This window comes from Lentibacter algarum, from assembly GCF_018860975.1.
GTDB lineage: Bacteria > Pseudomonadota > Alphaproteobacteria > Rhodobacterales > Rhodobacteraceae > Lentibacter > Lentibacter algarum_A.
Window position 1 is genome coordinate 477,283 of the sequence record NZ_JAHKQI010000010.1, and the last position, 24,721, is coordinate 502,003.

A 24,721-nucleotide genomic window follows, 5' to 3' on the forward strand; every position below is an offset into this window, starting at 1 on the left:
GTCAGCCCCTGGGGTGGCGATCCAACCGCAGTTTCGGAGCGCTTTATACCCGCCAAATGCTTCCTCAGAACGAACGACGCGCCTGCCTCAGAAAAATCGCCAGCCCATGGGAGGGGCTGACGCTGGCCGGGCCGCTTCGCGGCTGTTAACCGGCTGGGTGCTTAAGATAAGTAGCAACTCTGGGCTCAAACCCGCCGTCTCCGTAGCTCCACAACACACCCTACCCCATCAGCCCTCGCCGGATCAGGTTTAGCCCAGCCACAAACAGCACAATTTGCGTCAAACGCTTGAAGCTCTTCTGGTCAATCCGGTCATGGAACCGAAAGCCAAGCTGCATACCAATAAGCGCTGGCACCAGCATGATCGCCGAAAACGGCCAGGTGCGCGCGTTGAGCACGCCCGAGCCAATATGCGAGACCACCAAAAGCACCGCGCCCAAACCGTATATAACGCCTTGAATACGAAGCGAATCCCGTTTCTCAACATCGAGCGCGCTCAAATACATCACCGTCGGCGGGCCCCATATGCCGGAGACACCGCCGATCATTCCGGCCACGGCTGCCACCACCCCCTCAACCTTGGGTGAGCGCTCGCGCAATTCGGGTGAAAACCCAATGAGCTGCAGCGCGGTAAACAGGCTAACTGCCAGCCCGATCACGAGTAAAAGCACATGCGCCGGAATCACACTCACCATCTGCGCGGCGAGCAAAAGCATCACCCCGCCCACAATCAGAAACACCTTGAACGATTTCACCGAGGCCCAAGCCTCGTCCAGCCCCTGTCGCAAGGCTTGTTGCGCATTGGCCGCCACCGTCGACAACAGCAGCCCCGCCAAGGCAAGCTCGGGGGAGATCAGGCTCGAAAGCCCCGAGATCATCACCATGGGCATAGCGAATCCGACCATGCCTTTGACAACACCGGCCACAAACCCAACGCCCAAAGCCAACAAAAATACAGTGGGCGTCAGCCCTGACATAAATGCATCCATGCATTCGTCATACGCGCGCGCGCGCCTGCTTGCACTGGTAATTTTCGGTCTTTTTTCTGCGTTGCGGCGTATCTTTGTTGCGCTGCACCTGCAAAGTAGATAAATCATTCCCAACGCCCCAGTCAAAGCCCCAGTGGCTGATTCATCAATACACGGAACGGACAAACCCATGGCTCAAAGCGCTCTTCTCCCCGATCTTCTTACGCTGACAAGAGCCGCCATCGGCCCAGTTGAGGCCCTGCTCGAAAAAGCCCGCGAGGCCGTGCGTGAGACTGTCTCAAACGAAGGCCGCGTTTCAGCGCAGCTCTTGGAGGAGCACCAAACAGCCGCCCACGGCCTCGCTTGGCTCGCCACCTACGTCGAAAGCCTGCGCCAGATGCAAAACTGGGCCGAGCGCCTCACAGAGAACGGCCAGTTCGGCCCGCTCGAGCAGCACATTCACCAGATCGCTTTCGGTGAATACCTGCATCACATTGCAGGCGGCATCCCGATGAACCAATCCGAAGTTGTCAAGCTGCGTGACATGGGCCTCGGCTGGGACGCACTGCAAGGTTTTCACTGTGACGAGGTGCAAACCCTGATGAACAGCGGCAACACCCAAGAAGCCCGCATGGCCCTCGTTGCGCTCATGCAAGACGGCAAAGCCGAGATCACCTTTGGTAAAACCGGCCTCGACGACGAGCTCGAAATGATCCGCGAGCAGTTCCGCCGCTACGCCGTTGATAAGGTTGCGCCTTTTGCCCATGAATGGCACCTCAAAGATGAGCTGATCCCGATCGAGATCATCAATGAACTGGCCGAAATGGGCGTGTTTGGCCTCACCATCCCCGAGGAATACGGTGGCCTCGGCCTTTCCAAGGCCAGCATGGTTGTCGTCTCCGAGGAACTCTCGCGTGGCTACATCGGCGTCGGCTCGCTGGGCACTCGCTCCGAGATCGCCGCCGAGCTTATCCTCGCCGGTGGCACCGATGCCCAAAAAGAACAGTGGCTGCCCAAAATCTCCTCGGGCGAGACGCTCCCCACGGCCGTATTCACCGAGCCAAACACCGGCTCCGACCTCGGCTCGCTGCGCACCCGTGCCATCAAAAACGCCGATGGCGACTATGAGGTCACCGGCAACAAGACATGGATCACCCATGCCGCCCGCACCCATGTGATGACACTGCTTGCGCGCACCAATAGCGACACAACGGACCATAAAGGCCTCTCGATGCTGCTGGCTGAAAAGACGCCAGGAACAGACGAAGCTCCTTTCCCCACCGAAGGCATGACCGGCACCGAGATCGAAGTGATCGGCTACCGCGGCATGAAAGAATACGAGCTCGCCTTTGACGGCTTCAAAGTGAAAGGCGAAAACCTGCTCGGCTCCGAAGAGGGCCAAGGCTTCAAACAACTCATGCAAACATTCGAGGCCGCCCGCATCCAAACCGCCGCCCGCGCCATCGGTGTTGCCCAATCCGCCCTCGACGTGGGCCTGCAATACGCCGAAGACCGTAAGCAATTCGGCAAAGCCCTGATCAACTTCCCCCGTGTCGCCAACAAACTGGCAATGATGGCGGTCGAGATCATGGTCGCCCGCCAGCTCACCTATTTCTCGGCATGGGAAAAAGACAACGACCGCCGCTGCGACTTGGAGGCAGGCATGGCCAAACTCCTCGGCGCACGTGTGGCATGGGCCTCAGCCGACAACGCCCTGCAAATCCACGGCGGCAACGGCTTCGCGATGGAGTATCAAATATCGCGCATCCTCGCCGACGCGCGTATCCTCAACATCTTCGAAGGCGCTGCCGAAATCCAGGCCCAAGTCATCGCCCGTCGCCTGCTCAGCAAAGCAAACTGACCGCCCGCTTATCTCTCTTTTTCTTGGGGTAAGTATCCCGGGGGTGTGGGGGCTGGCCCCCACTTAAACCCGCGTGTGGGGGCTGGCCCCCACTTAAACCTGCGTGTGGGGGCTGGCCCCCACTTTGAAATCCCGCTGAGTCCGCGCAACAAGTGCGCTCTATCAGCCTACGCGATTGCTTTCGCAATACGCTTGCTCAGCGTTTCTTCAAATCCTGCCAAGGCTTGGCCTTCACCCCACGGTATTTCACCGTCAGCTCAGCGTCCATATCGCCCTCTTCCGGCACTCCAATCACAATCCCCTTGGTGCTCTTTTGCAGCCGCCGCGCCAGTATCTGATCATGGCTCACCGTCACCCGCTGCGACACCCGCCGCGCCCAGCGGTGTAGCTTCTCATACATCTCGGAGATTGCCCCGGCATGCTCGGCACTCTCGCCGAGATCATTCAGCTCATCCGGATCGGCAACCAGGTCAAACAGCATCGGTCGGTCGCCGCTTTCAAAGTGAATGAGCTTCCAGCGCTTGTCCGCAACCATATACATCTGCGCCTGTTCAACGCTGTTCCCGAGCCGGTTGGCCAAAGGCGCGCCGGAATAGTCGTATTCGCAAATCACAAAATCCCGCTCGCTCTCGACACGCGCCCCATGCAAAATCGGCACAAGGCTCTCGCCCTCAAGAATATGCCCAGCCACATCACCGCCTGACATCTCGACAAAGGTCGGCGCCAGGTCGATACTCTCGACAAGCGCATCGCTCACCGTCCCGCGTGTGGCGTCAGCGTCAGGCGACGGATCATAGATAATCAACGGCACCCGCACGCTTGGCTCAAAGAAGAACGTCTTTTCGCCCAACCAATGATCGCCCAGAAAATCCCCGTGATCAGAAGTCAGCACGATCACAGTGTTGTCCCAGCGCCCCTCCGCTTTAAGCCAGTCGAACAAGCGGCCCATCTGGTCGTCAACCTGCTTGATCAGCCCCATGTAAGCCGGAATAACCGCCTCGCGCACGTCCTCACGGCTAAAGCTCTGGCCGACAGGCGTATCCTGAAACGCCTTGAAAACAGGGTGCGCATTCTGACGTTCACTGTCAGAGCGCACAACCGGCATCACATGCTCGGGCCCATACATGCTCGCGTAGGGTTCCGGCACGATATAGGGCCAATGCGGCTTGATATAGCTGAGGTGACAGCACCAAGGCGCATCCGTGCTTTGCATAAAATCCATCGCCCGCGTGGTCAGGTAAGGCGTCTCGCTGTCAGGCTCGTCAATGTTCGCCGCGTAAGCCGAGTTCTTCAAAAACCAGCCAGAGATCACATTGCCCTCTGCATCCAACCCCGAGTTGGCAAAGTCGTGCCAGGGGTTGTCGCTCTCATAGCCCTTCTCGCGCAGCCACTCGTTGTAAGCCTGCGCGCCGCGTGGGTCATAGCTGCCCTCTGGCCCCTCGGGCTTCATCCCGTCGTCGCGCTCGAACACGTCAAAACCGCACTCGGCCACGCGCACACCAATGACGCTATCCGGCTCAAGCCCCAAGCGCGCCATGCCCTCGGCATCAGCCTCCATATGCGTCTTGCCAACCAGCCAACAGTCAACACCCTCGCGGCGCAGATGGTCGCCCATCGTCTGTTCGCCAACCTTGAGCGGCACCTTATTGTTGCTCGCACCGTGGCTGTGCACATAGCGCCCCGTATAGGTGCTCATCCGCGAGCTGCCGCAAATCGGCGACTGAATGTATGCGCGGTTGAACCGCACCCCCTGTGAGGCCAGCCAGTCGATGTTGGGTGTCTCAAGGTGCTTGTGCCCGTAACAGCTCAGATAGTCCCAGCGCAGCTGATCAAACATAATAAAAAGGATGTTTTTCTTGTCAGACATGACGCGCCTCTTTTTGTTAACGTGTTCAGTAAACCTTAAAGCAAATAAAAAGGGCCGCAAGCTTTCGCCCACGGCCCTCTGAAATTCAAAGCAGGTTTGGCTTAGCCAACCCACTCCCAAGGACGCGTAAATGCACCCAGCACTTTGCCAACATCTTCCTCAGAAGCGCCGTTGGCATCAAGTTGCGCGACAAGCCCGCGCTTTTTGTCGTCAATCACAACATTCACCCGTGCCGCAACGCCGGCCTTTTCAAGCGCTGCATTGTAAATCCGTGTGATCGCAGCCTTGCGCAGATCAGGCTTGAAGATCTTGCCAACGGCCGTCTTTGGCAACTCGTCGAGGACTTCAACATACTTCGGAAACGCCGCGCGCTCGTGAATGTGGCGCTGTGCATGCTCCAGCAACTCGTCTGCCGACACACTCGCCCCGTCAACCAACTCGACCGAGACACAAGGCACCTCGCCCGCATGTGCATCAGGCTGTCCGATGGCACCCGCAAAGGCGACATCCTTATGCGCCAGCATCGCATCTTCGATCTCGGCAGGGTCAATGTTGTGACCGCCGCGAATGATCAGGTCTTTCGCCCGCCCCGTGATCCAGATGTAGCCATCGGCATCAATGCGGCCCAAGTCACCTGTGCGCAGGAATTTCTCGTTGTGATAAAGCTCCCGGTTCTTCGCGGCTTCCGTATAGGTGTTGCCCGCCCAAACACCGGGGCCGGATACACATATCTCGCCGATCTCGTCAGCCTTACACTCAACGGGGCCGTCAGCCGTGTTGTTGTAAATCTTCACTTCAGTATAGGGAAACTGAACCCCGACCGAACCAACCCGCTTCTCGCCGTCAAGCGGGTTACAGCTGACCAGAACAGTCGCTTCCGTCAGCCCGTAGCCTTCAAGAATGTTGATGTTGGTGGCCTTGGTGAAGCGCGTGAACAGCTCAAGCGGCATCGGCGCCGAGCCGGAGAATGCGTTCTTTACTGTCGATACATCAGCATCAACGGGGCGCTGCATCATTGCCGAAACAGCCGTCGGAACCGTGATGATAAACGTGGTCTTCCAGCGCTCACAAAGCTTCCAGAAGTTGTCAAACACACCGTCGCCGCGGTAGCCCTGCGGTGTCGGGAAAACAACATGCGCCCCCGACATCACCGTCGCCATCAAGATCACGTGGCAGGCAAAAACGTGAAACAGCGGCAGCGGACACATGACGCTGTCTTCCTCGGTGTAAAGCAGCGTGTCGCCGATCCAACCTTGATAAATGATGCCCGAGTTCTTGTGCTGGGCGACCTTGGGCATGCCCGTTGTGCCGCCCGTGTGAAAGTAGGCCGCGACGCGATCAACCTTGCGGTCTTCAAAATCAAGCGTCTTGTTTTGCCGCTTCAGCTCTTTGGCGTAGCTCTTCACATCGGCATGGTGGCCCGTAGGGTTCTTGGGGCGCACCAGCGGCACGATCCAGCTTTTGGGCGGGCTCAGATAGCGATTAAGATCAATTTCAAGCACAGTGCTCACGTTCGGCGCATGACGCACGGCCTCGGCTGTCTTTTGGGCCAAGTCGGTTTTGGGGAAGGGCTTGAGTGTGATCACAACTTTGGCGTTGGTCTCGCGCAAGATCGAGGCGATCTGCTCAGGCTCCAACAGCGGGTTGATAGGGTTGACGATTCCGGCAACCATACCGCCCATCAGCGCAATCGCGGTTTCTGTCGCGTTCGGCAAGACCAACGCAACAACATCTTTTTCGCCAACACGGAGTTCGCGCATCAGGTTGGCAAACTGGCAAACCTGCTCATGCACCTCGCGCCAGTTCAGCGTCTCGGCTTTGTCTGTCGGGCCGGAAAGCAACTGATAGCTGATCGCCGGGCGCTCCGGAAATTTCTTCGCCGTTTTGTGCAGCATTTCATAAATCGTTGTCGGCACATTACGTGCTTCCCACGGCATTTCGTTGGTCATGTCCAGGCTGTCCTGAAGCGAGCCGAATGTCATAGTCGTCCTCCCCTTTTGTCTGCGATTTTGCAGGCCCCTCTTGACGGGCATACTGCCGAGAAACACAGCTTCACGCAAGGGTAGGTGCGTAACGTCAACTGCTTCTATTTGTGGAAAATATACTGGTTTTGCGGTGTTCTGCCGCCCGCAGCGTTAACCTTTCAGCGCGGCGCAAACTGTCAGCACGCATTATGCACTGTGGTATGCACTGCAGTATGCACGCAAGTCACAGCGCTTTTGCCCCATTAATCATTCGATCCGGCAACTCAAACCGCTTTTCAAGTCACACCCCGCGAACAAGCCACAGTTAGCCCTTGTAAAACCAGTGCAAAAGGCTCATTTAAGCCGCGTCTGCACCTAAGCAGGCATAACTCTAGGAGAGACCATGGCCAAGGAAGAACTGCTCGAATTCCCCGGTGTCGTAAAGGAACTCCTGCCGAACGCGACATTCCTGGTCGAGCTGGAAAACGGCCATACGATCATCGCTCACACGGCAGGCAAGATGCGCAAAAACCGCATCCGCGTTCTGGCTGGCGACAAGGTGCAAGTCGAAATGACGCCCTACGATCTGACAAAAGGTCGGATCAACTACCGCTTCAAGTAAGCACATGAAACTGATCCTCGGCTCAGGCAGCCCGCGCCGCAAGGAATTGCTGGCGCAAATTGGCGTTGTGGCCGATGATATCCGCCCGCCCGACATTGACGAAACGCCGCTCAAGGCCGAGCTTCCGCGCCCCTATTGCGCGCGCATTTCTCTTGAAAAAGTGCAGGCAGTTCAAGCGGATAGCGCAGATATCGTGCTTTGTGCCGACACCACTGTCGCACTCGGGCGGCGCATTTTGGGCAAGCCCGAAGATGCCGATGAGGCCGCAAAGTTTCTACGTTCAATGTCTGGTCGACGTCACCGTGTGATCACCGCAATTGCCCTGCGCAAAGGCACGCAAACCTGGCAGCGCGACGTTGTGACAACCGTCAAAATGAAGCGGCTTTCCGAGGCCGAGGTGGCTGGATACATCGCCACGAACGACTGGCAAGGCAAAGCCGGAGGCTACGCCATTCAGGGCCCCGCAAGCGCGTTCATCCCTTGGATACAAGGCTCGTTCAGCGCCGTCGTCGGCCTGCCCCTCGCCGAAACATCACAGCTGCTGCAAGCCGCTGGCTACCCCCTATGGAGGCGCCCATGAAAGGCCGTCAAATTATCCTCGATCACCTGAACGGGCGCGAAGCAGCTGCTCTCATGGTCGATGGAAAGTTGCATGACTTCCTCATCGACGCCGACGCCCCCCGCCCCGGAACGATCTATCGCGCCAAAGCGCTAAAGCCGATGAAAGGCCAAGGCGGCATCTTCCTTGAAACGCCCGACGGCAACGCTTTCTTGCGTCAAATCAAAGGCATAGCGCCGGGCGATATGCTCAACGTGCAGCTGACTGGATATGCCGAAGAAGGCAAGGCCCTGCCCGTCACGGCCAAGCTCTTGTTCAAATCCCGCTATGCGATTGTCACGCCCGACGCCCCCGGCCTCAACATCTCCCGCCAAATCCGCGAAGACGACACGCGCGATGAGCTCATGCTGATCGCCAAGGACGAAATGCAAGGCAATGACATGGGCCTGATCCTGCGCTCCTCCTGTGTCGAGGCCGCTTCTGAAGACATCGCCGAGGATATCCGCGCTATGGCCGCTCTCGCCCACAGCGTGGTGAACGAAGCCGGTAACACCGCCGAGACCCTCACAGAAGGCGATGGTCCGCATGTGCAAGCATGGCGCGACTGGGCAGAGCCCGCAGATGTTGTTACCGAAGCGGGCAGCTTTGAAACCCACGGCGTGCTTGAGGCGCTTGAAGCCCTGCAAACCGCCGAAGTCCGCCTCTCTGGCGGTGCTAAACTCTACATCGAGCCCACCCGCGCGCTTGTCGCGGTTGATGTCAACACAGGCAACGACGGCTCTCTCGCGGCGGGCCTGAAAGCCAACTTCGCCTGCGCCAAAGAACTGCCGCGGCAACTGCGTCTGCGCGGCCTCGGCGGGCAAATCGTGCTTGATCTCGCACCGATGCCCAAGAAAGATCGCCGTGGCTTTGAAGCGAGCTTGCGCGCTCAACTCAAGGCCGACGGTATCGACACCGTGTTGGCTGGCTGGACGCCCCTTGGCTGCTACGAGCTCCAACGAAAGCGCGCCCGCCTCCCGCTGAGTGAGGTGCTCACTTGAGCTGCCCGATATGCAACAAAGACACGGCCGAGGGCTTCCGCCCGTTCTGCTCCAAACGCTGCGCTGACATTGACTTATCCAAGTGGCTCGGCGGCAGCTACGCCATCCCGTCAGACGATCCGGATGACCTCGAACAGGTAATCGACGAACTGCAAAACAACAAACCTTTGCCGCACTGACAATTTCGCACAAATCCCTCTGGACACCGCTCGTCCCCTCGCCTAGAACCGCGCTACCCAGAGCGAAGCTTTCGTTCTTTCCGTGCCCGGGTAGCTCAGGGGTAGAGCAGTGGATTGAAAATCCTCGTGTCGGTGGTTCGATTCCGCCCCCGGGCACCATTTAAAACTCACACAACCCTGATTTTAAAAGAAAATATTTCGGCCGGCCAAAATTTATCCACCTAGATGTACACCCATCTTGTGTCGGTCAATGCTGCACCTTGCTTCTAGGTGTGTTGTAAGAGTTGCATCTGGCCCCCACTAGTGAGTCTTCACACACATATATCGAAGGCACATATTGACGCGTAGCGTCAATATGGGAACGGAGACTTAGGCTCTTTCGGCCCCAACCAGCCGTTCGCAAAGGGTCGCCACGCCGCGCCGTAGCATCCCCAAAGTGGACATTGGCGAGTGAGCGCAGCAATTTATTGACGCATTTTCAATCTTCGAACTAAGCGGCAGCCATCCCATCATCTTGGTTGCAACAGCGGTAGGTGGTGTGTTCAATGTTGTTGGTTGCTGCGTCGACGCTTGTTGCGTTCGATAGCGAGCCGTAGTTCGAGGCGCCTATCAGTCCATTTGGCCAGGTCTGCGATCCGAACCGATCTTTGCATCCTGAATCCGAGATAGGAAAATTCAACATGAGCACCACTGGCAAGCAACTCTTCACGACGCTCGAAAGCAATGGGACGCTGACCGTTGCCATCGAGGACGTAACCTTCCCCGCCCCCACCGGCAATCAGGTGCTTGTCAAGATGGAGGCCGCCCCGATCAACCCTTCGGATCTGGCCATTCTTGTCGGTGCTGCTGATCTGGAAAACGCGGAATATTCGCCGGGCAAGTATGTCGCCACCATGCCCGAGCCGTTCAATTCGGGGTCAAAGGCGCGTCACGGGTTGAAACTTCCGGCCGGTAATGAAGGTGCGGGCACCGTTGTTGCTGTCGGTGATGGCGACAAGGCCAAGGCGCTGATGGGGCAGCGCGTCGCTTGTGTGCCTGGCAACGCCTACAGCCAGTATTCTATCGCCGACGCCGGTATGTGCCTGCCGCTTGGCGATCACACGGCCGAAGACGGCGCGAGCGCTTTCGTCAATCCGATGACCGCCCTGGGATTTGCAGAAAATGCTAAGGCGGACGGACAGAGCGCGCTCCTGCACACAGTTGGCGCATCGAATCTTGGCCAGATGCTGACCCGCATCTGTCAGGAGGACGGGCTTGGACTGGTTAATCTTGTGCGCAAAAACGATCAGGTGGAGTTGTTGAAAAAGTTGGGCTCAACCCATGTGGTGAACACTTCCGATGATGATTTCATGACGCAGCTTAAAGCCGCAATCGACGAAACAGACGCGTTCTATGGCTTTGATCCGATTGGTGGTGGCAAGACGGTCGACAGCGTGTTCAAGGCGATGGAACAGGTGGCGGTCACCAAGATGGACGAATATTCGCGCTATGGGTCTAACCAGCAAAAGCGCATGTTCATCTATGGGCGTCTCGACACGGGTGCTACGATCCTGTCGCCAAGCTTTGGCTTTGGCTGGACGCTGTCTGGCTGGTTGCTGTTTCCTTTCCTGCAATCGGTCGGCGGGGAAACCGTGGGACGGATGCGCAAGCGCGTGCTCGAAAATCTAACGACGACCTTTTCCAGCAGCTACAAAAAGCGCGTTGATCTCGAAGAGATGCTGACCAAAGAAGCCGTCATGGATTATCGCGCGATGAAGACTGGTGAGAAATACCTCGTCATGCCTTGGAAATGAGGGATTCAGCACCCTTCGCAGTGAAGGTGCAGTCTCTTTTTCCAACGGTGGTTCAAACGTCGTCGCGTTTAAGCAGTAGGCGAACGGCCCAGTCCAGTCATTGACCATCACTTCAAGATGCTGCAATGCGGTCCGCCATTGCGGCCATTCGTGCATCTCGCAGCATCTCTGCCCCTCGAATGACAGCAGAACCGGACGGCGCCGATGGTCGCGTCCTTATCGTCTGGCTGTTGTCAGAGATGCATCATCGGCGCGAGTGTTCAGCCGGGAAGCCCGTCGATCCTTTCGATGGAGGCCAGGGCTTCGTCCCAGTCTGCGCGACTGGAACAACAGATATGCGCGTCGGGTCGAATGTCGATCGGGCTGTCAAGCGACCCTGCCGGAACCACAAGCAAACCGATCTCCGGCTGGGAGATAGGCAGCGCGGATCCGCAGTCGGAGCAAAAGTTCTTCATGTGGCGTGATCCGGGGAGACGGAACGTCTTGATCTTTGCCTCGCCTGAAACCCAGATGAGTTTGGCCGTAGACGAAAACAGGTTTGCCGAATGGGCCGAACCGCTGTCCTTGCGGCAGCGGGAACAGTGGCACAGGAAAAAGCTCTCAAACTCTCCTGATATGCGGAATTTCACAGCGCCACAAAGGCATTGTCCCGTGATCGGATTGTTGTCCATTCACACTCCTCACGACCGGCAATCCCTGCCACCGGTCAAACGCATTTCATTGTTCCCTTGTATCCGCGTGTTGGATCTCGGTCAAAACGGGCTCAAGGAGAGAGAGTCTCGGCGCCGCAGAGCATCAGCGAATTGAAAACTATGCCTTCCGTCGTTCACGGCCCTGACCTGCCGTTCGCAGAGGCTCAAGGCGCTACATTACAGCTTCCCCAAAGCTGCCGTTCGTCGATCATGCAGCATTTAAGCTCGTCGGATGTTCGCTACGCGGACAAAGCGGGCTTGTGCAGTTGCGGCTAATGCTAATGCAGCATCCGTTCACCCATGCCGCGCAAACAATCCCGATGGGCTGTCGATATCGTTAAAGCGGTCATTCAAAGCGATCAAAGAATTAGCAACATGGTTCGTTCCTTGCGTGCATTTTTTTCGTATTTGACGGACACTTGGCGAAGTTGCCCCCAATGGCCGTCTGTCGCCCGGCAAGGCCCAAGGTGTGGTCGATTTCGCATATGGCCGCCAATCAGCGTCTAAATGACCAGCTTAATGGCGTAGGCCACCACACCAAGGACGATGACACTGGCGAGCCATAAGGCCAAAAACCACGCCCATTTCGACAAAAGAGGGTATTTCATCAGTGATACCCTTCTGCCGGGTCAATTTTGCCACGGAAGACCCAATAGGCGTAGGCTGTGTATGCGAGGATGATCGGTACTAAGACAACAGCCCCAACCAGCGCAAAAGCGAGGCTGCTATCAGGGGCGGCGACTTGCCAAATGGTCAGCGAGGGTGGCACCATCATCGGATAGAAGCTGATCCCGATGCCGATGAAGCTGACGACGAAGAAACCCAGTGCGGACAGGAATGGTTGCAAATCCTTGCCGTCGTTTAAGCTGGTAAAGAACACCCAAACAAGGCCGAGCATGACAACTGGAACCACCATTGAAACCAAACTACCAGGCAGGTTGAACCAACGCTCGAAATAGATCGGGTCCAGGAATGGGGTGATCAGGCTGACAATGCCGATGAGGCCAAGCGTGCCTGCCCCAAGCCACCACGCGTAGCGACGCATCTGAACGTTCAATTCTCCTTCAGTTTTGAGTACGAGCCACGTTGCTCCAAGCAACGCGTAGCCGACAACAACGGCAAAGCCTGTGAGGATCGAAAATGGGGTAAGCCAGTCAAACCAATCGCCCGCATAAGCGCGACCAGAGATCTCAATTCCTTGGACCAATGCGCCAAGTGCGATGCCTTGTGCAAAGGCCGCTACAATGGAACCGCCGAAGAACGCGTAGTTCCAGAAGCCTTTCCAGCGGACTGTACGCCAGCGATATTCAAAAGACACACCACGAAAGACCAGCGCAAGGAGCATGATAGTGATCGGCATATAGAGGGCGGGCATAATGATGGCATAGGCGAGCGGGAAAACGGCGAACAATCCGCCGCCTCCTAGGACAAGCCAGGTTTCATTTCCGTCCCAGACAGGGGCGACAGAATTCATCATCAAGTCCCGATCTTTTTCAGACCTAGCGAAGGGATACAAAATCCCAATGCCAAGGTCGAAACCATCGAGGATGACATAGACGAGCACGGCAAAAGCAATGAGGCCGGCCCAGATAAAAGCAAGATCGAATATCATAGCGGTCTCCTTATCTGCCAGGAATAAAGTCGGGATCGACTTGAGGAGCAGGCGTGATGCCTGCAGTTCGAATGGGGCCGTCGTTGAGGCCAACGTTCGGAGTTGCCGGTCTCTTGTTCATCATCCGTAGGATGTAGAATGTGCCCGCGCCAAAGACGAAGAAGTAGACAACGATGAAAGCGATGAGCGAAGCCGCAACAGCCGGTGCTGCAACCGGCGCAAGGCTATCGGATGTGCGCAGCAATCCGTAAACTGTGAAGGGCTGTCGCCCGACCTCAGTTGTGATCCAGCCTGCCAACACGGCGATGAAACCGGTAGGGCCCATCAAGATTGCGGTGCGGTGCAACCATGGGGCGGTGTAAAGATGACCTCTCCAGCGGGCGAAAAGTGACCACGCCCCAAGGCCCAACATCGCAAAACCAAGGCCGACCATAATCCGGAAGCTCCAGAACACAATTGCGACGGGCGGCTCATCTTGGTCGGGGATCGTGTCGAGCCCGTCCATAGGCGCGTTCCAGTGGTGTTTGAGGATCAGCGAGCTCAGATAAGGAATTTCGATTGCGTAGTCGATGCGCTTTTCTTCAGGGTTCGGAATACCAAACAAGATCAACGGCGCACCTTCTGGATGACTATCGTAATGGCCTTCCATTGCCATGATCTTCGCGGGTTGATGCTCTAGCGTGTTCAGGCCATGCAAATCACCTGCGTAGATTTGCAAAGGGGTCACAATGGCCAGCATCCACATCGCCATGGAAAACATGCGACGTGCTTCTTTATCCGCCTTGTCGCGCAGCAGATGAACAGCACCGACGGCGCCAACTACAAGCGCGGTCGTCAGGAAAGCCGCGATGACCATATGCACCAACCGGTATGGGAACGACGGGTTGAAGACGATCTCCCACCAATCTTCGGGGACGAACTGACCAACCTCGTTGATGCTATAGCCAGCGGGCGTTTGCATCCAGCTGTTTACCGACAAAATCCATGTGGCTGATATCAATGTCCCGAAGGCGACCATGGCTGTGGCAAACATATGCAGGCGTTCGCCGACCCGCTCCCGCCCAAATAGCATGACACCTAGGAAGCCGGCTTCGAGGAAGAAGGCCGACATCACTTCATAGGCCATCAGCGGCCCCACGACGGGCCCGGCCTTGTCAGAGAAAACGGCCCAATTGGTCCCGAATTGATAGGACATCACGATGCCGGACACGACGCCCATGCCAAAGGCCACCGCAAAAATCTTCTTCCAATAGGAAAATAGCGTAAGATACGTCTCGTCCCGCGTCTTTATCCAAAGTCCGTTAAGCACGGCCAGATAGCTGGCGAGGCCAATGGAAAAACACGGGAAGATGATGTGAAACGACACCGTAAACGCGAACTGTACGCGGGCAAGTGTTTCTGCAGAAAAACTTTCCAACATGGCTGGCCTCTTGTTTGCTAATTAAGTCTGCGGATCAGCCTGCACCAATGTCAACAGTGCGCAGGTAAGGGCGGATTTCCTCGAAACCCTGCGGGAATTTGGCAGCAGCTTCGGCATTTGAAACCGACGGCGGGATGATCACGCGATCGCCGGGTCGCCAGTCGGCAGGCAAGGCCACGCCTTTGGCATCCCCTGTTTGAAGCGCATCAATCACACGGATAATTTCATCGAAGTTGCGACCAACGCTCATCGGATAGGTCATCGACAGGCGCAGCTTTTTTTCTGGATCAATGATGAAGACAGATCGAACAGCTGCTGTAGCCGACTCACCCGGATGGATCATTTCGTAAAGTGCGGCGACCTTGCAATCTGGATCAGCCACGATTGGGAACCGCAAGGTTGTGTTTTGCGTATCATTGACGTCTTCAATCCATTTGAGGTGCTCTTCGGTGGTATCGGTGCTAAGACCAATGGGCTTAACGTCCCGCGCGGCAAACTCGGATGCCAGCTGTGCGGTGCGGCCCATTTCCGTGGTGCAAACCGGCGTGAAGTCCGCAGGATGGCTGAAGAAAAAAGCCCATTCATTTCCAATCCAGTCATGAAACGAAATCGGACCTGTTGTTGTGTCAGCGGTAAAGTCTGGAACGATGTCCCCAAGAAGCAATGTCATTGTATTCTCCTATTGTTGTCTTAACCTCATATAGGTGGTGCCGGTGCCAGCTTCAGTGACAATGTCACCTATCTTGCATAAAGATATAAAGTAAATATAAGTTAACGACAGGAGGCACAATGAAGCTCACTTCATACACCAATTTCGCCATGCGCTCTTTGCAGTTGGCCGCGCTGAAAGCACCGGATTTGATTCGTGTTGATGATGTCGTTCGTATCCATGGACTTGCACGTCCGCATATTGTGAAGATCGTGCATGAACTGGGGCAAGCCGGTTATATCAAAACGCAGCGCGGGCGCGGTGGTGGGTTTCGGCTCGCGAAGCCAGCCGAGGAAATCATCGTCGGTGATGTCGTCCGTCTGACAGAAGGCCCCTTGGATCTGGTCGAGTGTTTCAATCCGGAAAACAACACCTGCCCGCTGATCGACATCTGCAAACTGTCACGCGCTTTGCAAGAAGCAACACGCGCGTTCATGGCGGTCCTCGACGATTTAACGCTGGCCGATATCGCATCAAACCGGAATGATCTTTTGGCACGGATTGCCCCCTTGGAAGACGGCATCATTGCCCCTGTCAGGAGTGCCAAATGACCATCTTGGATTGGACCGAACGATTTAAAGGAACAGCCGCCCTCCCGAAAGATGTTCGGGAACGGTTGAACAAATCCGCGCGCATCACCCATTTGAAAAAGGGCGATCAGGTGTTCGGGCCGATGAACATTCCTGATAGTCTGTTCTTCCTTTATGACGGGCGCATCCGTGTCTCCCAAACCTCGGAAGCCGGGCGCGAGATTGTGCTGTACCGGATCGAAGCGGGGGAAAGCTGTGTTTTGACCACTGCCTGCATGTTGGCCGAAGAGGCGTATAATGCGGAAGGGATTGCCGAAACCGACGTGACCGTCGTGGTCTTGCCCAAACCTGCGTTTGATCGTTTGTCATCCGAAGAAGACGCGTTTCGTAACTTTGTCTTTGCCGCCTATTCACGCCGCTTGATCGATCTGCTGCGCGTTGTGGACGACGTCGCCTTCGGGCGCATCGATGTCCGTCTGGCTGAACGGCTTTTGACCCTTGGTGACGTGCTGAAAGAAGTGCGTGCAACCCATCAGGACCTTGCAAGCGAACTTGGCACCGCCCGTGAAGTGATTTCGCGGGTATTGAACGACTTTCAAAAGCGCGACCTGATCGAGCAATCGCGTGGATTGATTACGCTCAAAGACAAGGCTGGGCTTGAGGCGATCGCGCACTCCGCCTAACAGTTTTTTCGTGTTTCTGTCGGTTAGGTGACATTGTCACTGACGATCCATTTTTGAAGTTATATCGTAATCCTAACTTTAAACGTTAGGAGATCGTTATGACACCCAATGTAGGCACCATCGACCGCCTCTTTCGCGCAGCTTTGGGCGCGGTTCTGTTCTATCTTGCATTCGCCAGTGGCATGCAGTTTTTTGCGTCACCGCTGTTTAAATACGGTGCAGCACTTGTCGGTATTGTAATGCTCGCCACGTCGGCGTTCAAGATGTGCCCGATCTATTCGATCCTCGGCCTCAAGACCTGCAAGGACTGCTAAGGTGGAGACGTTGTTCACACCTTTCACGTCTCTTGGCGGCGGTTTGTTGATTGGTCTTGGCGCTGTGCTGCTCATGCTCGGCTTGGGTCGTATACTTGGCGCAACTGGCATTATGTCGGGCATTGTCTTCGCTGAAAACGGGGGTGAGTTTGCATGGCGCGCGGCGATGGTTGCAGGCATGATCCTCGCACCGGGTTTTATCTTTCTGGTCACAGGCGCGATGCCAGAGCTGTCTGTTCCGGTCAGCCCGGCAATGATCGTCATCGGCGGCGTTATCGTCGGGTTCGGCGCAAGTCTTGGCTCTGGCTGTACGTCAGGCCACGGCGTGTGTGGCCTCTCACGATTGTCGGTGCGCTCTATCGTGGCCGTTCCGACGTTTATGCTGACCGCCGCAATCACAGTCTATCTCATCCGTCACGTTTTTGGAGCGTAGTCCATGAAACTAATCTTCGCCCTCGTAACCGGCCTCGTCTTTGGCGCAGGCATTGCCATTTCTGGCATGATGAATCCGGCCAAGGTTTTTAACTTCTTTGATGTGGCTGGCACATGGGACCCCAGCCTTGCGTTCGTGATGGGCGGTGCGGTTATCATCACGTTCATTGGCTATCGCTTGGTCTGGCGCCGCGATGCACCGCTTTATGACGACCGGTTTCAGGTGCCCACTTCAACCGCGATTGATGCGCGCCTGATTGGTGGATCGGCCATCTTTGGTATCGGGTGGGGGATCGCGGGCTTTTGTCCCGGTGCCGCAATTCCCGCACTTGGAACGGGCCGCTGGGAAGTCGCCCTGTTCTTGGTTGCGGTCACCGCAGGGTTCTACGCGCGCCGACTGATCGGGGCGACCCAAACCTCAGCAAAGGCAGCGTAAAGCGTTCACGACATTTTGGCGGCTGACAGTCGCTTGCACTGAAATGGAGGACACAATGAACTATCCCGTAGATATGAACATCACCCCAGAGGTCGAAGCCTTTTTTGATGAGCCGACCAACACGATCAGCTATGTTGTCAAAGACCCAAGCTCTGACGCATGTGCAATCATCGATAGCGTCATGGATTTGGACTATGCCGCTGGCCGGATCACACATGTGAGCGCCGATCTGATGATTGGCCATATTAAGTCACGTGGTCTGAAGTTGGAGTGGATCATCGAAACCCACGTCCATGCGGATCACTTGAGTGCCGCGCCCTACATCCAGCAGGAATTGGGCGGCAAAATCGGCGTTGGTGAAGGCATTATGATTGTCCAAGAGACCTTTGGTAAGGTCTTCAACGAAGGCACGGAATTCCAGCGCGACGGGTCGCAGTTTGACGCGTTGTTCAAGGATGGCGACACCTATCAAATCGGCAACATGACAGCTTTTGCGATGTTCACCCCCGGGCACACACCCGCCTGTATGGTGCACGTTATGGGCAATGCCGCCTTTGCGGGGGATACGTTGTTTATGCCAGATGGCGGCTCGGCACGGGCGGATTTCCCAGGTGGGGACGCGGGCGTTCTTTACGATTCAATCATGAAGGTTCTGAGCTTACCCGACGCGATGCGCCTGTTCATGTGCCACGATTACGGTCCGGGTGGTCGCACAATCGCGTGGGAAACCACAGTGGCTGAGCAGAAAGCCAACAACATTCACGTCGGCGGCGGCAAAACCAAAGAAGACTTCATCAAGTTCCGCACCGAACGGGATGCGCAACTGGCGATGCCCAAGCTCATCATTCCGTCGTTGCAAGTGAACATGCGGGCGGGCGAAGTGCCGACGGATGAAGATGGCAATCCGATGCTCAAGGTGCCAATCAACAGTCTGTAATTTAGGGGAAGATCATGGAAATCAAAAAAATCACAGATAAGGTTTCTGTCTCTCCGCAAATTGCAGCAGCGGATATGGCCGACATTAAGAAAGCCGGTTTTCGGGCAATCATCTGCAATCGTCCCGATGGCGAAGGCGCAGACCAGCCCAGTTTCGAAGAAATTGAGAAGGCGGCGAAGAAAGCGGGCCTTACCGCAGTCTACCTTCCAATTGCAGCTGGGATGGTCACAGATGAAAACGTAGAAGAATTCGGTGCGATCCTAAAGGAACTGCCACGACCCGTTTTGGGCTATTGCCGATCCGGCACCCGTTCAGCGACGCTCTGGTCCTTGCACGAAGCACAAAAACGCCCGTTGCCTGAAATTCTGGCGGCCACAAAGGCCGCGGGCTATGACATGAACGGTGTCGCGCGCCGTGTCGCAAACGGAGGCAAAACGCCAACCCAACAGGGCGATGCGAAGTTTGATGTCGTGATTGTGGGTGGTGGGGCTGGCGGTATCGCTACCGCGTCTAGTTTGCTCGCCCGTAAGTCGGGACTTTCGATTGCTATCATCGACCCCTCCGACGTCCATTACTATCAACCGGGTTGGACCATGGTTGGCGGAGGGGTGTTCGACGCACGCGACACCGCGAAGACGATGGGATCGCTCATCCCGCGTGGCGTGAGGTGGATCAAAGCAGCGGTCGCCGCGTTTGAGCCAAAGAACAACGCGGTCATTCTCGACGGTTGTACAGTGGTCACCTACGATCGCCTTGTTGTGGCTCCGGGGCTGAAGCTTGATTGGGGTGCAATTGAAGGGCTCGAAGACACGCTGGGCCGCAATGGCGTGACGTCGAACTATCGCTACGATCTTGCGCCCTACACGTGGCAGCTTGTTCAGGAATTGAAAGAAGGCCGCGCACTGTTTACCCAGCCGCCGATGCCTATCAAATGCGCAGGTGCGCCGCAAAAGGCGATGTATCTGTCAGGTGATGCTTGGTTCCGTAACGGAGCGCTCAAAGACATTGATATTCAATTCATGAATGCGGGCGGGGTTCTGTTCGGGGTGAAGGAATACGTTCCAGCATTAATGAAATACATCGAGAAATACGATGCGACGCTGAATTTCTTCCATACGCTGACATCCGTTGATGGTGCGGCCAAGAAGGCGACGTTCAAAGTGGCCAAGCCGGACGCCGATCCGACGGAAGTTACCGTCGATTTCGACATGATGCATGTTTGCCCACCGCAGGTTGCACCAGATTTCATTCGCGTTTCTCCTCTTGCCGACGCCGCCGGCTGGGTCGATGTCGATCAAGCAACGCTGCGGCATAGGACCTTTGACAACATCTGGGCCTTGGGTGACGTGATGAACGCGCCAAATGCCAAAACGATGGCCGCCGCCCGCAAGCAGGCCCCGACCGTCGCCGAGAACATCGTGGCCGACATCAATGGCGGTTCGCCGGTGGCGCAATATGATGGCTACGGGTCCTGCCCTCTGACAGTCGAGCGCGGTAAAATCGTACTGGCCGAATTTGGCTATGGCGGCGCGCTCAAGCCGAGTTTTCCATCTTTCCTTCTGGACGGTACGAAGCCAAGCCGCGCGGCATGGTTCCTCAAGGAAAAGATACTCCCGCCGATCTACTGGCAGGCCATGCTCAAGGGCAAAGAATGGCTGGCCAAACCCGAAGAGATCAAGGTTTCCGTTGAATAAGCGACTGCCTTGAATGGTGCCGCAGTCCGTCTGGTTGTCCTTGCCACGGCGGTCTGCGGTCATAAAATTTACCGACGCCCACGCGAGATGTGCCAAGCGCCGCCATTTCTGGACCAACTGCCATGAGAACACTTCGCCAATTCCTCCCAATCCTTGATTGGGGCAGCCGCTATGATCGCAATGCTTTATCAAATGACATGATTGCAGCTGTGATCGTGACAATTATGCTGATCCCGCAATCTTTGGCCTATGCTCTGCTGGCCGGACTGCCGCCTGAGGCGGGTATCTATGCGTCCATTGCCCCCATCGTTCTTTATGCGATCTTTGGCACAAGTCGCGCGCTCGCGGTTGGCCCCGTCGCAGTCGTGTCGCTTTTGACGGCGTCGACCATCGGTCAAGTGGCCGAAACTGGCACGGCCGGGTACGCCATTGCTGCTTTGACCCTGGCGTTTCTGTCTGGTGGATTTCTGGTGCTGCTTGGCGTCTTTCGGTTGGGGTTCTTGGCCAACTTCCTGAGCCATCCCGTCATCGCAGGCTTCATCACAGCCTCCGGTATTCTGATCGCCACGAGCCAGCTGAAACACATCCTGGGTGTTGATGCGCACGGGCACACATTGCTGCAGATGCTTGGGTCGATCTTCGAACACCTGGGACAGATCAACTGGATCACCGTTGTCATCGGGGTTGTCGCAACTGGGTTCTTGTTCTGGGTCCGTAAGAACCTCAAACCCTTGCTCAACAAACTGGGTCTGTCCCCACTAATGGCGGATGTACTGACCAAGGCTGGGCCTGTCGCGGCTGTTATTGGCACCACATTGGCTGTCTGGACTTTCAATCTTGGGGATCGCGGTGTCAAAATCGTCGGCGACGTCCCGCAAAGCCTGCCCCCGCTGACGATGCCCAGCCTATCCCCTGATCTCATAGAGTCGCTCTTGGTGCCAGCGATCCTGATTTCCATCATCGGGTTCGTCGAAAGTATCTCAGTTGCGCAAACCCTTGCAGCCAAAAAACGTCAGCAAATTGACCCCAATCAAGAATTGATCGGATTGGGCGCGGCCAACCTTGGTGCGGCTTTCACTGGAGGCTTTCCTGTGACGGGTGGTTTTTCGCGCTCGGTGGTCAATTTTGACGCAGGCTCTGAGACACCAGCTGCCGGAATCTACACTGCCATTGGCCTTGCCATTGCCGCGTTATTCCTGACGCCGTTGGTGTATTTCCTGCCCAAGGCGACGCTGGCTGCCACGATCATCGTGGCTGTGCTGAGCCTTGTGGACCTGTCGATCCTCAAAAAAACGTGGGCCTACAACCGCGATGACTTCGTGGCTGTGCTGGCGACTATCGTGCTGACGCTTGCCCTAGGGGTCGAGGTTGGTGTGGCCAGCGGCGTCACCATCTCGATCCTGCTACATCTTTACAAAACATCACGGCCTCACGTGGCCGAGGTCGGGCTTGTTCCCGGTAGCGAACACTTCCGCAATATCCTCCGCCATAGCGTTGAAACGGATCCAACACTCTTGTCGTTGCGCGTCGACGAGAGTCTTTACTTCATCAACGCGCGCTTTTTGCAGGACTTGATCCAATCGCGCGTCACAGAGGGCACGAAAATCCGCAACGTTGTGTTGATGTTCTCTGCTGTAAACGAAGTGGACTACTCGGCTCTCGAAAGCCTCGAGGCGATCAATCTGCGGCTCAAGGATATGAGCATCGGGTTTCATCTGTCTGAGGTGAAGGGACCCGTCATGGATCGCTTAAAGACATCGCATCTTATTAGTGACCTGAATGGCTGGGTATTTCTGTCGCAATACGATGCGGCCAAGGCTCTCACATCTAAATCCGCAGTGAGTGGTTCATAAGTTTCTGTGCCTTCGTCCAAGGCAGATCCGCCAGTTATACCGCAGCTGCGAGTGAATGCAGCTTGAGCAGTAGCTGTGCTAATAAAAGACGATTTTGACTGCGACTTGTGAATTCGACATTTGATCTCCGCTGCGGTTCTCATGAATGACCGCTTCGCTTGCTGCAAAACGGTACTATGTTTTCTGCCCACGCGGTATTTCTTACGCTGCGTGCGCGCGCAGCACAAAATAACAATGGCGGGGTTGGGCTCAAACCGGACTTGCGGCGGTGCGGCACACAAATCTTGACCTTGCAGGCTTCGGCGCGACCAGCCGGATGACTGGTCCCAGCCCATAGCGGGCATTCATGTTGTGAATTGGGTCAAAAACCGTGCCCGCAATTCCTCAGTCCAAACATTAAACATCTGGCATTTTGAAAGGATTAAAAACCTAGCTACTTGCTGGCAATTGTAGACCTCATAGGGGCCAAGAAGCGCGGTATCGCCATTGAAAGCATGAGCGGTCAGAAAATTTCTTAAGTATCCACATGAGTTAATAGCATCAGGCAAGGATAACTCGACGTCTCGCACTCTCTGACCATCGCTATAACTTGTCAGAGAGTTCCTTTTAGGGTGAGGTTTAACTTCGGTCTCATCTCCTCTAAAAATCCAATCGATTGTTCTGTCTGGATCAATGTTCGCAACTGACAACCGCGTTCGGATGTCTTCCAAAACCCTGGGGTTCCATTCAAAAGTTTCCTTATCGTTTCACCTTTGGTTCTGGGCGCTTGATCGAATATCTAATCCCAGCTCCTCGATTGCAGAATAGACAAGGGTTACCGCAACAGACGTTCCGACATGAGATGAAAACTCGCAACTATGCTTTTCAAAAATCTGACCATGTCGCGGATGCATCGAATGTGGGGAAACACTCTCTGTCGAAATGCTGTGAGCAAGCTTATGAATTGCATATACTAATTTTTTGTCGGGCCATGCTTTTGCTGCTATCGCTACAGCGGCTACAAGCTCTTCACGCCAGATGAATTTTTGAAAGTACCCGTCGGTTCGAAACACATTTTGAAATAACGTTTCGCGTTCAATTGGGTCGTCCGGTATCGGGAAACCACTTCCACTAAGCCCAAACCGATCTGGAAAACTGTCTGTCGTCATATAAAGTTGGACATCAAATCGGCTTGAGCACAGGAGGCTCTGGTTCGTTCGTGTGATTGATTATGCTGCTTGTTTTTGATGCTGCAAGCGGCGTTGCTCACTGCCCGACAGGGTTATGCGTAGCATGATCCCGAGAGGGGATTGTCTGTTTTTTGATCTTCTCCCTTTCCATCAGGATAGCTTTGTCGCGCCCGAAGTAGACGTCAGCGGGTGTGACGTTGTTCAGGCTCTCGTGGTAGCGCTGGTTGTTGTAATACTCGACAAAAGCCCCGATCTGGCGCTCGAGATCTCCGGGCAAGTAATAGTTTTCCAGCAGAACACGGTTCTTCATGGTCTGATGCCAGCTTTCCACTGCCCGGCAGTGGTTTGCTCGCAAACCATGAGAGGGATCTTGCCTTGCGTTTGCGGATGGAATGGTGCGCCACGGACATTGCCACGCCTGATGTGTTCGCTCCGAGCAGGCTCGCGCTCAACGATCCGACAACAAGCGCTACGACATAGCCAGGTAATCGGCGGCTGATGCGGGTGCAGACGATCAGGCTGGCCAGCGTCACTGCCGCAATGATGATCGCATCGGGATTTACCCCGCCTATGCCCGCGACAAGCTGCCCGAGCCTGTGAAGCACACCGCCTTCACCGCCCGAAAGGCCCAATGCGGGCCAACTTGCGAGACGCCGATCAGCACAGCTGCGGCGGCGGTGAACCCGACGATCACCGAATGCGAGATTGCAGAATTAGTGCAACCATCGATCATGGTTGCACACGACACCAAACTCTTACTTTTTCAATCAACCAAACGGCTCCAATTAGGGGCCGGTCAGCGTCCGAAAAACTCTTTGCTCGCGCGGTAAGAGTATTTCTATGGAAAACTAACTACCATTCATTTCAAAATACCTGACTAATTCGGGCCACCCCTGACCAAGGAACAGCCCTAACGATTGTAGCCGCAATAGGTTAGTCACGCACAACCATAACTGAGCAATGTGCATGCCGTACAACGCGCGCAGCGGTCATGCCGAGCAAGAATTCCTTCATGCCTTCTTTATGCGCTGCCAGCATGATGAGGTCCACGTACATTTCCTTGGCCACATCTACAACCTTGGAATAGGACCTGCCGCTCGCTACATTGACTGTACTTGAAATTTCCGACGGCACTTTCTTGGCGATCAATTCTTGCAACTGCTTCTCGGCCAAACCGGCATAATGCGCTTTCACATCGTCGAAGCGATCTATCATTGCACTGTCCAGATCAACATCAATGACGTTAAGAAATGCCAATGTCGCGCCAGTGTTTTGCGCCATCTCGACTGCTGACTCAAGTAGAAGCGCGTTGTCTTGCTTTTGATGAATATCCAATGGAACTAGTATTTTTTTAGGTGTCGTCATTTTGGTCCCCTTTGCTCTTTGGC

24 protein-coding genes, 1 tRNA gene and 1 pseudogene are annotated in these 24,721 nt (G+C 55.6%); 15 read left to right on the plus strand and 11 right to left on the minus strand.

Going from position 1 to position 24,721, the window contains the following annotated elements; all coding sequences use genetic code 11:
- Positions 1-220: 220 nt before the first annotated feature.
- The gene (locus KO498_RS17645; protein ID WP_215961227.1) at positions 221-988 is read right to left on the minus strand and encodes a sulfite exporter TauE/SafE family protein; all 768 of its coding nucleotides are present in this window, start codon (positions 986-988) and stop codon (positions 221-223) included.
- 169 nt (positions 989-1,157) lie between these two features.
- On the opposite strand from KO498_RS17645, the gene KO498_RS17650 reads away from it, so the two are divergent.
- Positions 1,158-2,828 carry an acyl-CoA dehydrogenase family protein gene (locus tag KO498_RS17650; RefSeq protein ID WP_215961228.1) on the plus strand — a complete coding sequence of 557 codons (1,671 nt, stop codon included), beginning with the start codon at positions 1,158-1,160 and terminating at the stop codon, positions 2,826-2,828.
- Between the two features lie 196 nt (positions 2,829-3,024).
- Here KO498_RS17650 and KO498_RS17655 read toward each other — a convergent pair whose 3' ends face one another.
- Both KO498_RS17655 and KO498_RS17660 read right to left on the minus strand, forming a co-directional pair.
- A complete protein-coding gene (locus KO498_RS17655; RefSeq protein ID WP_215961229.1) occupies positions 3,025-4,695 on the minus strand; it encodes a sulfatase-like hydrolase/transferase in 1,671 nt (556 codons plus the stop codon).
- Between the two features lie 101 nt (positions 4,696-4,796).
- Positions 4,797-6,677: an acyl-CoA synthetase gene (locus tag KO498_RS17660; RefSeq protein WP_215961230.1), complete on the minus strand. Its 1,881-nt coding sequence runs from the start codon at positions 6,675-6,677 to the stop codon at positions 4,797-4,799.
- 385 nt (positions 6,678-7,062) lie between these two features.
- On the opposite strand from KO498_RS17660, the gene infA reads away from it, so the two are divergent.
- The 6 genes from infA to KO498_RS17690 all read left to right on the plus strand — a co-directional run bounded on the left by infA (position 7,063) and on the right by KO498_RS17690 (position 10,852).
- Complete coding sequence (gene infA / locus KO498_RS17665; RefSeq protein WP_008186030.1) at positions 7,063-7,281, plus strand: translation initiation factor IF-1; 219 nt, start codon at positions 7,063-7,065, stop codon at positions 7,279-7,281.
- A gap of 4 nt (positions 7,282-7,285) precedes the next feature.
- Positions 7,286-7,861: a Maf family protein gene (locus tag KO498_RS17670; protein ID WP_215961231.1), complete on the plus strand. Its 576-nt coding sequence runs from the start codon at positions 7,286-7,288 to the stop codon at positions 7,859-7,861.
- Positions 7,858-8,880 carry a ribonuclease E/G gene (locus KO498_RS17675; RefSeq protein ID WP_215961232.1) on the plus strand — a complete coding sequence of 341 codons (1,023 nt, stop codon included), beginning with the start codon at positions 7,858-7,860 and terminating at the stop codon, positions 8,878-8,880. The genes KO498_RS17670 and KO498_RS17675 overlap by 4 nt, the downstream gene beginning before the upstream one ends.
- A complete protein-coding gene (locus KO498_RS17680) occupies positions 8,877-9,059 on the plus strand; it encodes a DNA gyrase inhibitor YacG (RefSeq protein ID WP_215961233.1) in 183 nt (60 codons plus the stop codon). The genes KO498_RS17675 and KO498_RS17680 overlap by 4 nt, the downstream gene beginning before the upstream one ends.
- Before the next feature lie 84 nt (positions 9,060-9,143).
- Positions 9,144-9,218 (plus strand) — tRNA-Phe (locus KO498_RS17685).
- Positions 9,219-9,739: 521 nt separating this feature from the next.
- Positions 9,740-10,852, plus strand: coding sequence for a zinc-binding dehydrogenase (locus KO498_RS17690; protein ID WP_215961234.1), 1,113 nt, complete (start codon positions 9,740-9,742; stop codon positions 10,850-10,852).
- 260 nt (positions 10,853-11,112) lie between these two features.
- Here KO498_RS17690 and KO498_RS17695 read toward each other — a convergent pair whose 3' ends face one another.
- From KO498_RS17695 to KO498_RS17715, 5 genes are all read right to left on the minus strand, one after another.
- Complete coding sequence (locus tag KO498_RS17695; RefSeq protein WP_215961235.1) at positions 11,113-11,523, minus strand: GFA family protein; 411 nt, start codon at positions 11,521-11,523, stop codon at positions 11,113-11,115.
- A gap of 524 nt (positions 11,524-12,047) precedes the next feature.
- The gene (locus KO498_RS17700) at positions 12,048-12,152 is read right to left on the minus strand and encodes a DUF2474 domain-containing protein (RefSeq protein ID WP_215961236.1); all 105 of its coding nucleotides are present in this window, start codon (positions 12,150-12,152) and stop codon (positions 12,048-12,050) included.
- Positions 12,152-13,156 carry a cytochrome d ubiquinol oxidase subunit II gene (gene cydB, locus KO498_RS17705; protein WP_215961237.1) on the minus strand — a complete coding sequence of 335 codons (1,005 nt, stop codon included), beginning with the start codon at positions 13,154-13,156 and terminating at the stop codon, positions 12,152-12,154. Before cydB ends, KO498_RS17700 begins: the two co-directional genes overlap by 1 nt.
- Positions 13,157-13,166: 10 nt before the next feature.
- Complete coding sequence (locus tag KO498_RS17710) at positions 13,167-14,576, minus strand: cytochrome ubiquinol oxidase subunit I (RefSeq protein WP_215961238.1); 1,410 nt, start codon at positions 14,574-14,576, stop codon at positions 13,167-13,169.
- A 34-nt stretch (positions 14,577-14,610) separates the two neighbouring features.
- Positions 14,611-15,246 (minus strand): peroxiredoxin, encoded by a 636-nt coding sequence (locus KO498_RS17715; protein ID WP_215961239.1) that lies wholly within the window; start codon positions 15,244-15,246, stop codon positions 14,611-14,613.
- A gap of 119 nt (positions 15,247-15,365) precedes the next feature.
- Between KO498_RS17715 and KO498_RS17720 the strand changes: the two genes are divergently transcribed.
- The 8 genes from KO498_RS17720 (at position 15,366) to KO498_RS17755 (ending at position 22,164) form a co-directional block, all read left to right on the plus strand.
- Complete coding sequence (locus tag KO498_RS17720) at positions 15,366-15,836, plus strand: Rrf2 family transcriptional regulator (RefSeq protein WP_215961240.1); 471 nt, start codon at positions 15,366-15,368, stop codon at positions 15,834-15,836.
- Positions 15,833-16,498 carry a Crp/Fnr family transcriptional regulator gene (locus tag KO498_RS17725; RefSeq protein WP_215961241.1) on the plus strand — a complete coding sequence of 222 codons (666 nt, stop codon included), beginning with the start codon at positions 15,833-15,835 and terminating at the stop codon, positions 16,496-16,498. The genes KO498_RS17720 and KO498_RS17725 overlap by 4 nt, the downstream gene beginning before the upstream one ends.
- Positions 16,499-16,596: 98 nt before the next feature.
- Positions 16,597-16,812 (plus strand): YgaP family membrane protein, encoded by a 216-nt coding sequence (locus tag KO498_RS17730; protein WP_215961242.1) that lies wholly within the window; start codon positions 16,597-16,599, stop codon positions 16,810-16,812.
- Between the two features lies 1 nt (position 16,813).
- Positions 16,814-17,245 carry a YeeE/YedE family protein gene (locus KO498_RS17735; RefSeq protein WP_215961243.1) on the plus strand — a complete coding sequence of 144 codons (432 nt, stop codon included), beginning with the start codon at positions 16,814-16,816 and terminating at the stop codon, positions 17,243-17,245.
- Positions 17,246-17,248: 3 nt separating this feature from the next.
- Positions 17,249-17,680, plus strand: coding sequence for a DUF6691 family protein (locus tag KO498_RS17740; protein WP_215961244.1), 432 nt, complete (start codon positions 17,249-17,251; stop codon positions 17,678-17,680).
- A gap of 55 nt (positions 17,681-17,735) precedes the next feature.
- Positions 17,736-18,617, plus strand: a complete 882-nt coding sequence (locus KO498_RS17745) for an MBL fold metallo-hydrolase (protein WP_215961245.1) — start codon at positions 17,736-17,738, stop codon at positions 18,615-18,617.
- 14 nt (positions 18,618-18,631) lie between these two features.
- Positions 18,632-20,311, plus strand: coding sequence for a bifunctional protein tyrosine phosphatase family protein/NAD(P)/FAD-dependent oxidoreductase (locus KO498_RS17750; RefSeq protein ID WP_215961246.1), 1,680 nt, complete (start codon positions 18,632-18,634; stop codon positions 20,309-20,311).
- Positions 20,312-20,433: 122 nt separating this feature from the next.
- The gene (locus tag KO498_RS17755; protein ID WP_215961247.1) at positions 20,434-22,164 is read left to right on the plus strand and encodes a SulP family inorganic anion transporter; all 1,731 of its coding nucleotides are present in this window, start codon (positions 20,434-20,436) and stop codon (positions 22,162-22,164) included.
- A gap of 1,245 nt (positions 22,165-23,409) precedes the next feature.
- Here KO498_RS17755 and KO498_RS17760 read toward each other — a convergent pair.
- The 3 genes and pseudogenes from KO498_RS17760 to KO498_RS17770 form a co-directional block, all read right to left on the minus strand.
- A pseudogene (locus KO498_RS17760) lies at positions 23,410-23,744 on the minus strand (integrase core domain-containing protein); the annotation flags it as partial.
- Between the two features lie 157 nt (positions 23,745-23,901).
- Positions 23,902-24,066: a hypothetical protein gene (locus KO498_RS17765; protein WP_215961248.1), complete on the minus strand. Its 165-nt coding sequence runs from the start codon at positions 24,064-24,066 to the stop codon at positions 23,902-23,904.
- 200 nt (positions 24,067-24,266) lie between these two features.
- Positions 24,267-24,698 carry a universal stress protein gene (locus KO498_RS17770; RefSeq protein WP_215961249.1) on the minus strand — a complete coding sequence of 144 codons (432 nt, stop codon included), beginning with the start codon at positions 24,696-24,698 and terminating at the stop codon, positions 24,267-24,269.
- Positions 24,699-24,721 lie beyond the last annotated feature (23 nt).

What these genes read in the sequence shown, in the direction of transcription:
- KO498_RS17645 (WP_215961227.1), bottom strand. Translation starts at nt 988, where the DNA reads ATGGATGCATTTATGTCAGGGCTGACGCCCACTGTATTTTTGTTGGCT.
- KO498_RS17650 (WP_215961228.1), top strand. Translation starts at nt 1,158, where the DNA reads ATGGCTCAAAGCGCTCTTCTCCCCGATCTTCTTACGCTGACAAGAGCC.
- KO498_RS17655 (WP_215961229.1), bottom strand. Translation starts at nt 4,695, where the DNA reads ATGTCTGACAAGAAAAACATCCTTTTTATTATGTTTGATCAGCTGCGC.
- KO498_RS17660 (WP_215961230.1), bottom strand. Translation starts at nt 6,677, where the DNA reads ATGACATTCGGCTCGCTTCAGGACAGCCTGGACATGACCAACGAAATG.
- infA (WP_008186030.1), top strand. Translation starts at nt 7,063, where the DNA reads ATGGCCAAGGAAGAACTGCTCGAATTCCCCGGTGTCGTAAAGGAACTC.
- KO498_RS17670 (WP_215961231.1), top strand. Translation starts at nt 7,286, where the DNA reads ATGAAACTGATCCTCGGCTCAGGCAGCCCGCGCCGCAAGGAATTGCTG.
- KO498_RS17675 (WP_215961232.1), top strand. Translation starts at nt 7,858, where the DNA reads ATGAAAGGCCGTCAAATTATCCTCGATCACCTGAACGGGCGCGAAGCA.
- KO498_RS17690 (WP_215961234.1), top strand. Translation starts at nt 9,740, where the DNA reads ATGAGCACCACTGGCAAGCAACTCTTCACGACGCTCGAAAGCAATGGG.
- KO498_RS17695 (WP_215961235.1), bottom strand. Translation starts at nt 11,523, where the DNA reads ATGGACAACAATCCGATCACGGGACAATGCCTTTGTGGCGCTGTGAAA.
- KO498_RS17700 (WP_215961236.1), bottom strand. Translation starts at nt 12,152, where the DNA reads ATGAAATACCCTCTTTTGTCGAAATGGGCGTGGTTTTTGGCCTTATGG.
- cydB (WP_215961237.1), bottom strand. Translation starts at nt 13,156, where the DNA reads ATGATATTCGATCTTGCTTTTATCTGGGCCGGCCTCATTGCTTTTGCC.
- KO498_RS17710 (WP_215961238.1), bottom strand. Translation starts at nt 14,576, where the DNA reads ATGTTGGAAAGTTTTTCTGCAGAAACACTTGCCCGCGTACAGTTCGCG.
- KO498_RS17715 (WP_215961239.1), bottom strand. Translation starts at nt 15,246, where the DNA reads ATGACATTGCTTCTTGGGGACATCGTTCCAGACTTTACCGCTGACACA.
- KO498_RS17720 (WP_215961240.1), top strand. Translation starts at nt 15,366, where the DNA reads ATGAAGCTCACTTCATACACCAATTTCGCCATGCGCTCTTTGCAGTTG.
- KO498_RS17725 (WP_215961241.1), top strand. Translation starts at nt 15,833, where the DNA reads ATGACCATCTTGGATTGGACCGAACGATTTAAAGGAACAGCCGCCCTC.
- KO498_RS17730 (WP_215961242.1), top strand. Translation starts at nt 16,597, where the DNA reads ATGACACCCAATGTAGGCACCATCGACCGCCTCTTTCGCGCAGCTTTG.
- KO498_RS17740 (WP_215961244.1), top strand. Translation starts at nt 17,249, where the DNA reads ATGAAACTAATCTTCGCCCTCGTAACCGGCCTCGTCTTTGGCGCAGGC.
- KO498_RS17745 (WP_215961245.1), top strand. Translation starts at nt 17,736, where the DNA reads ATGAACTATCCCGTAGATATGAACATCACCCCAGAGGTCGAAGCCTTT.
- KO498_RS17750 (WP_215961246.1), top strand. Translation starts at nt 18,632, where the DNA reads ATGGAAATCAAAAAAATCACAGATAAGGTTTCTGTCTCTCCGCAAATT.
- KO498_RS17755 (WP_215961247.1), top strand. Translation starts at nt 20,434, where the DNA reads ATGAGAACACTTCGCCAATTCCTCCCAATCCTTGATTGGGGCAGCCGC.
- KO498_RS17765 (WP_215961248.1), bottom strand. Translation starts at nt 24,066, where the DNA reads ATGATCGATGGTTGCACTAATTCTGCAATCTCGCATTCGGTGATCGTC.
- KO498_RS17770 (WP_215961249.1), bottom strand. Translation starts at nt 24,698, where the DNA reads ATGACGACACCTAAAAAAATACTAGTTCCATTGGATATTCATCAAAAG.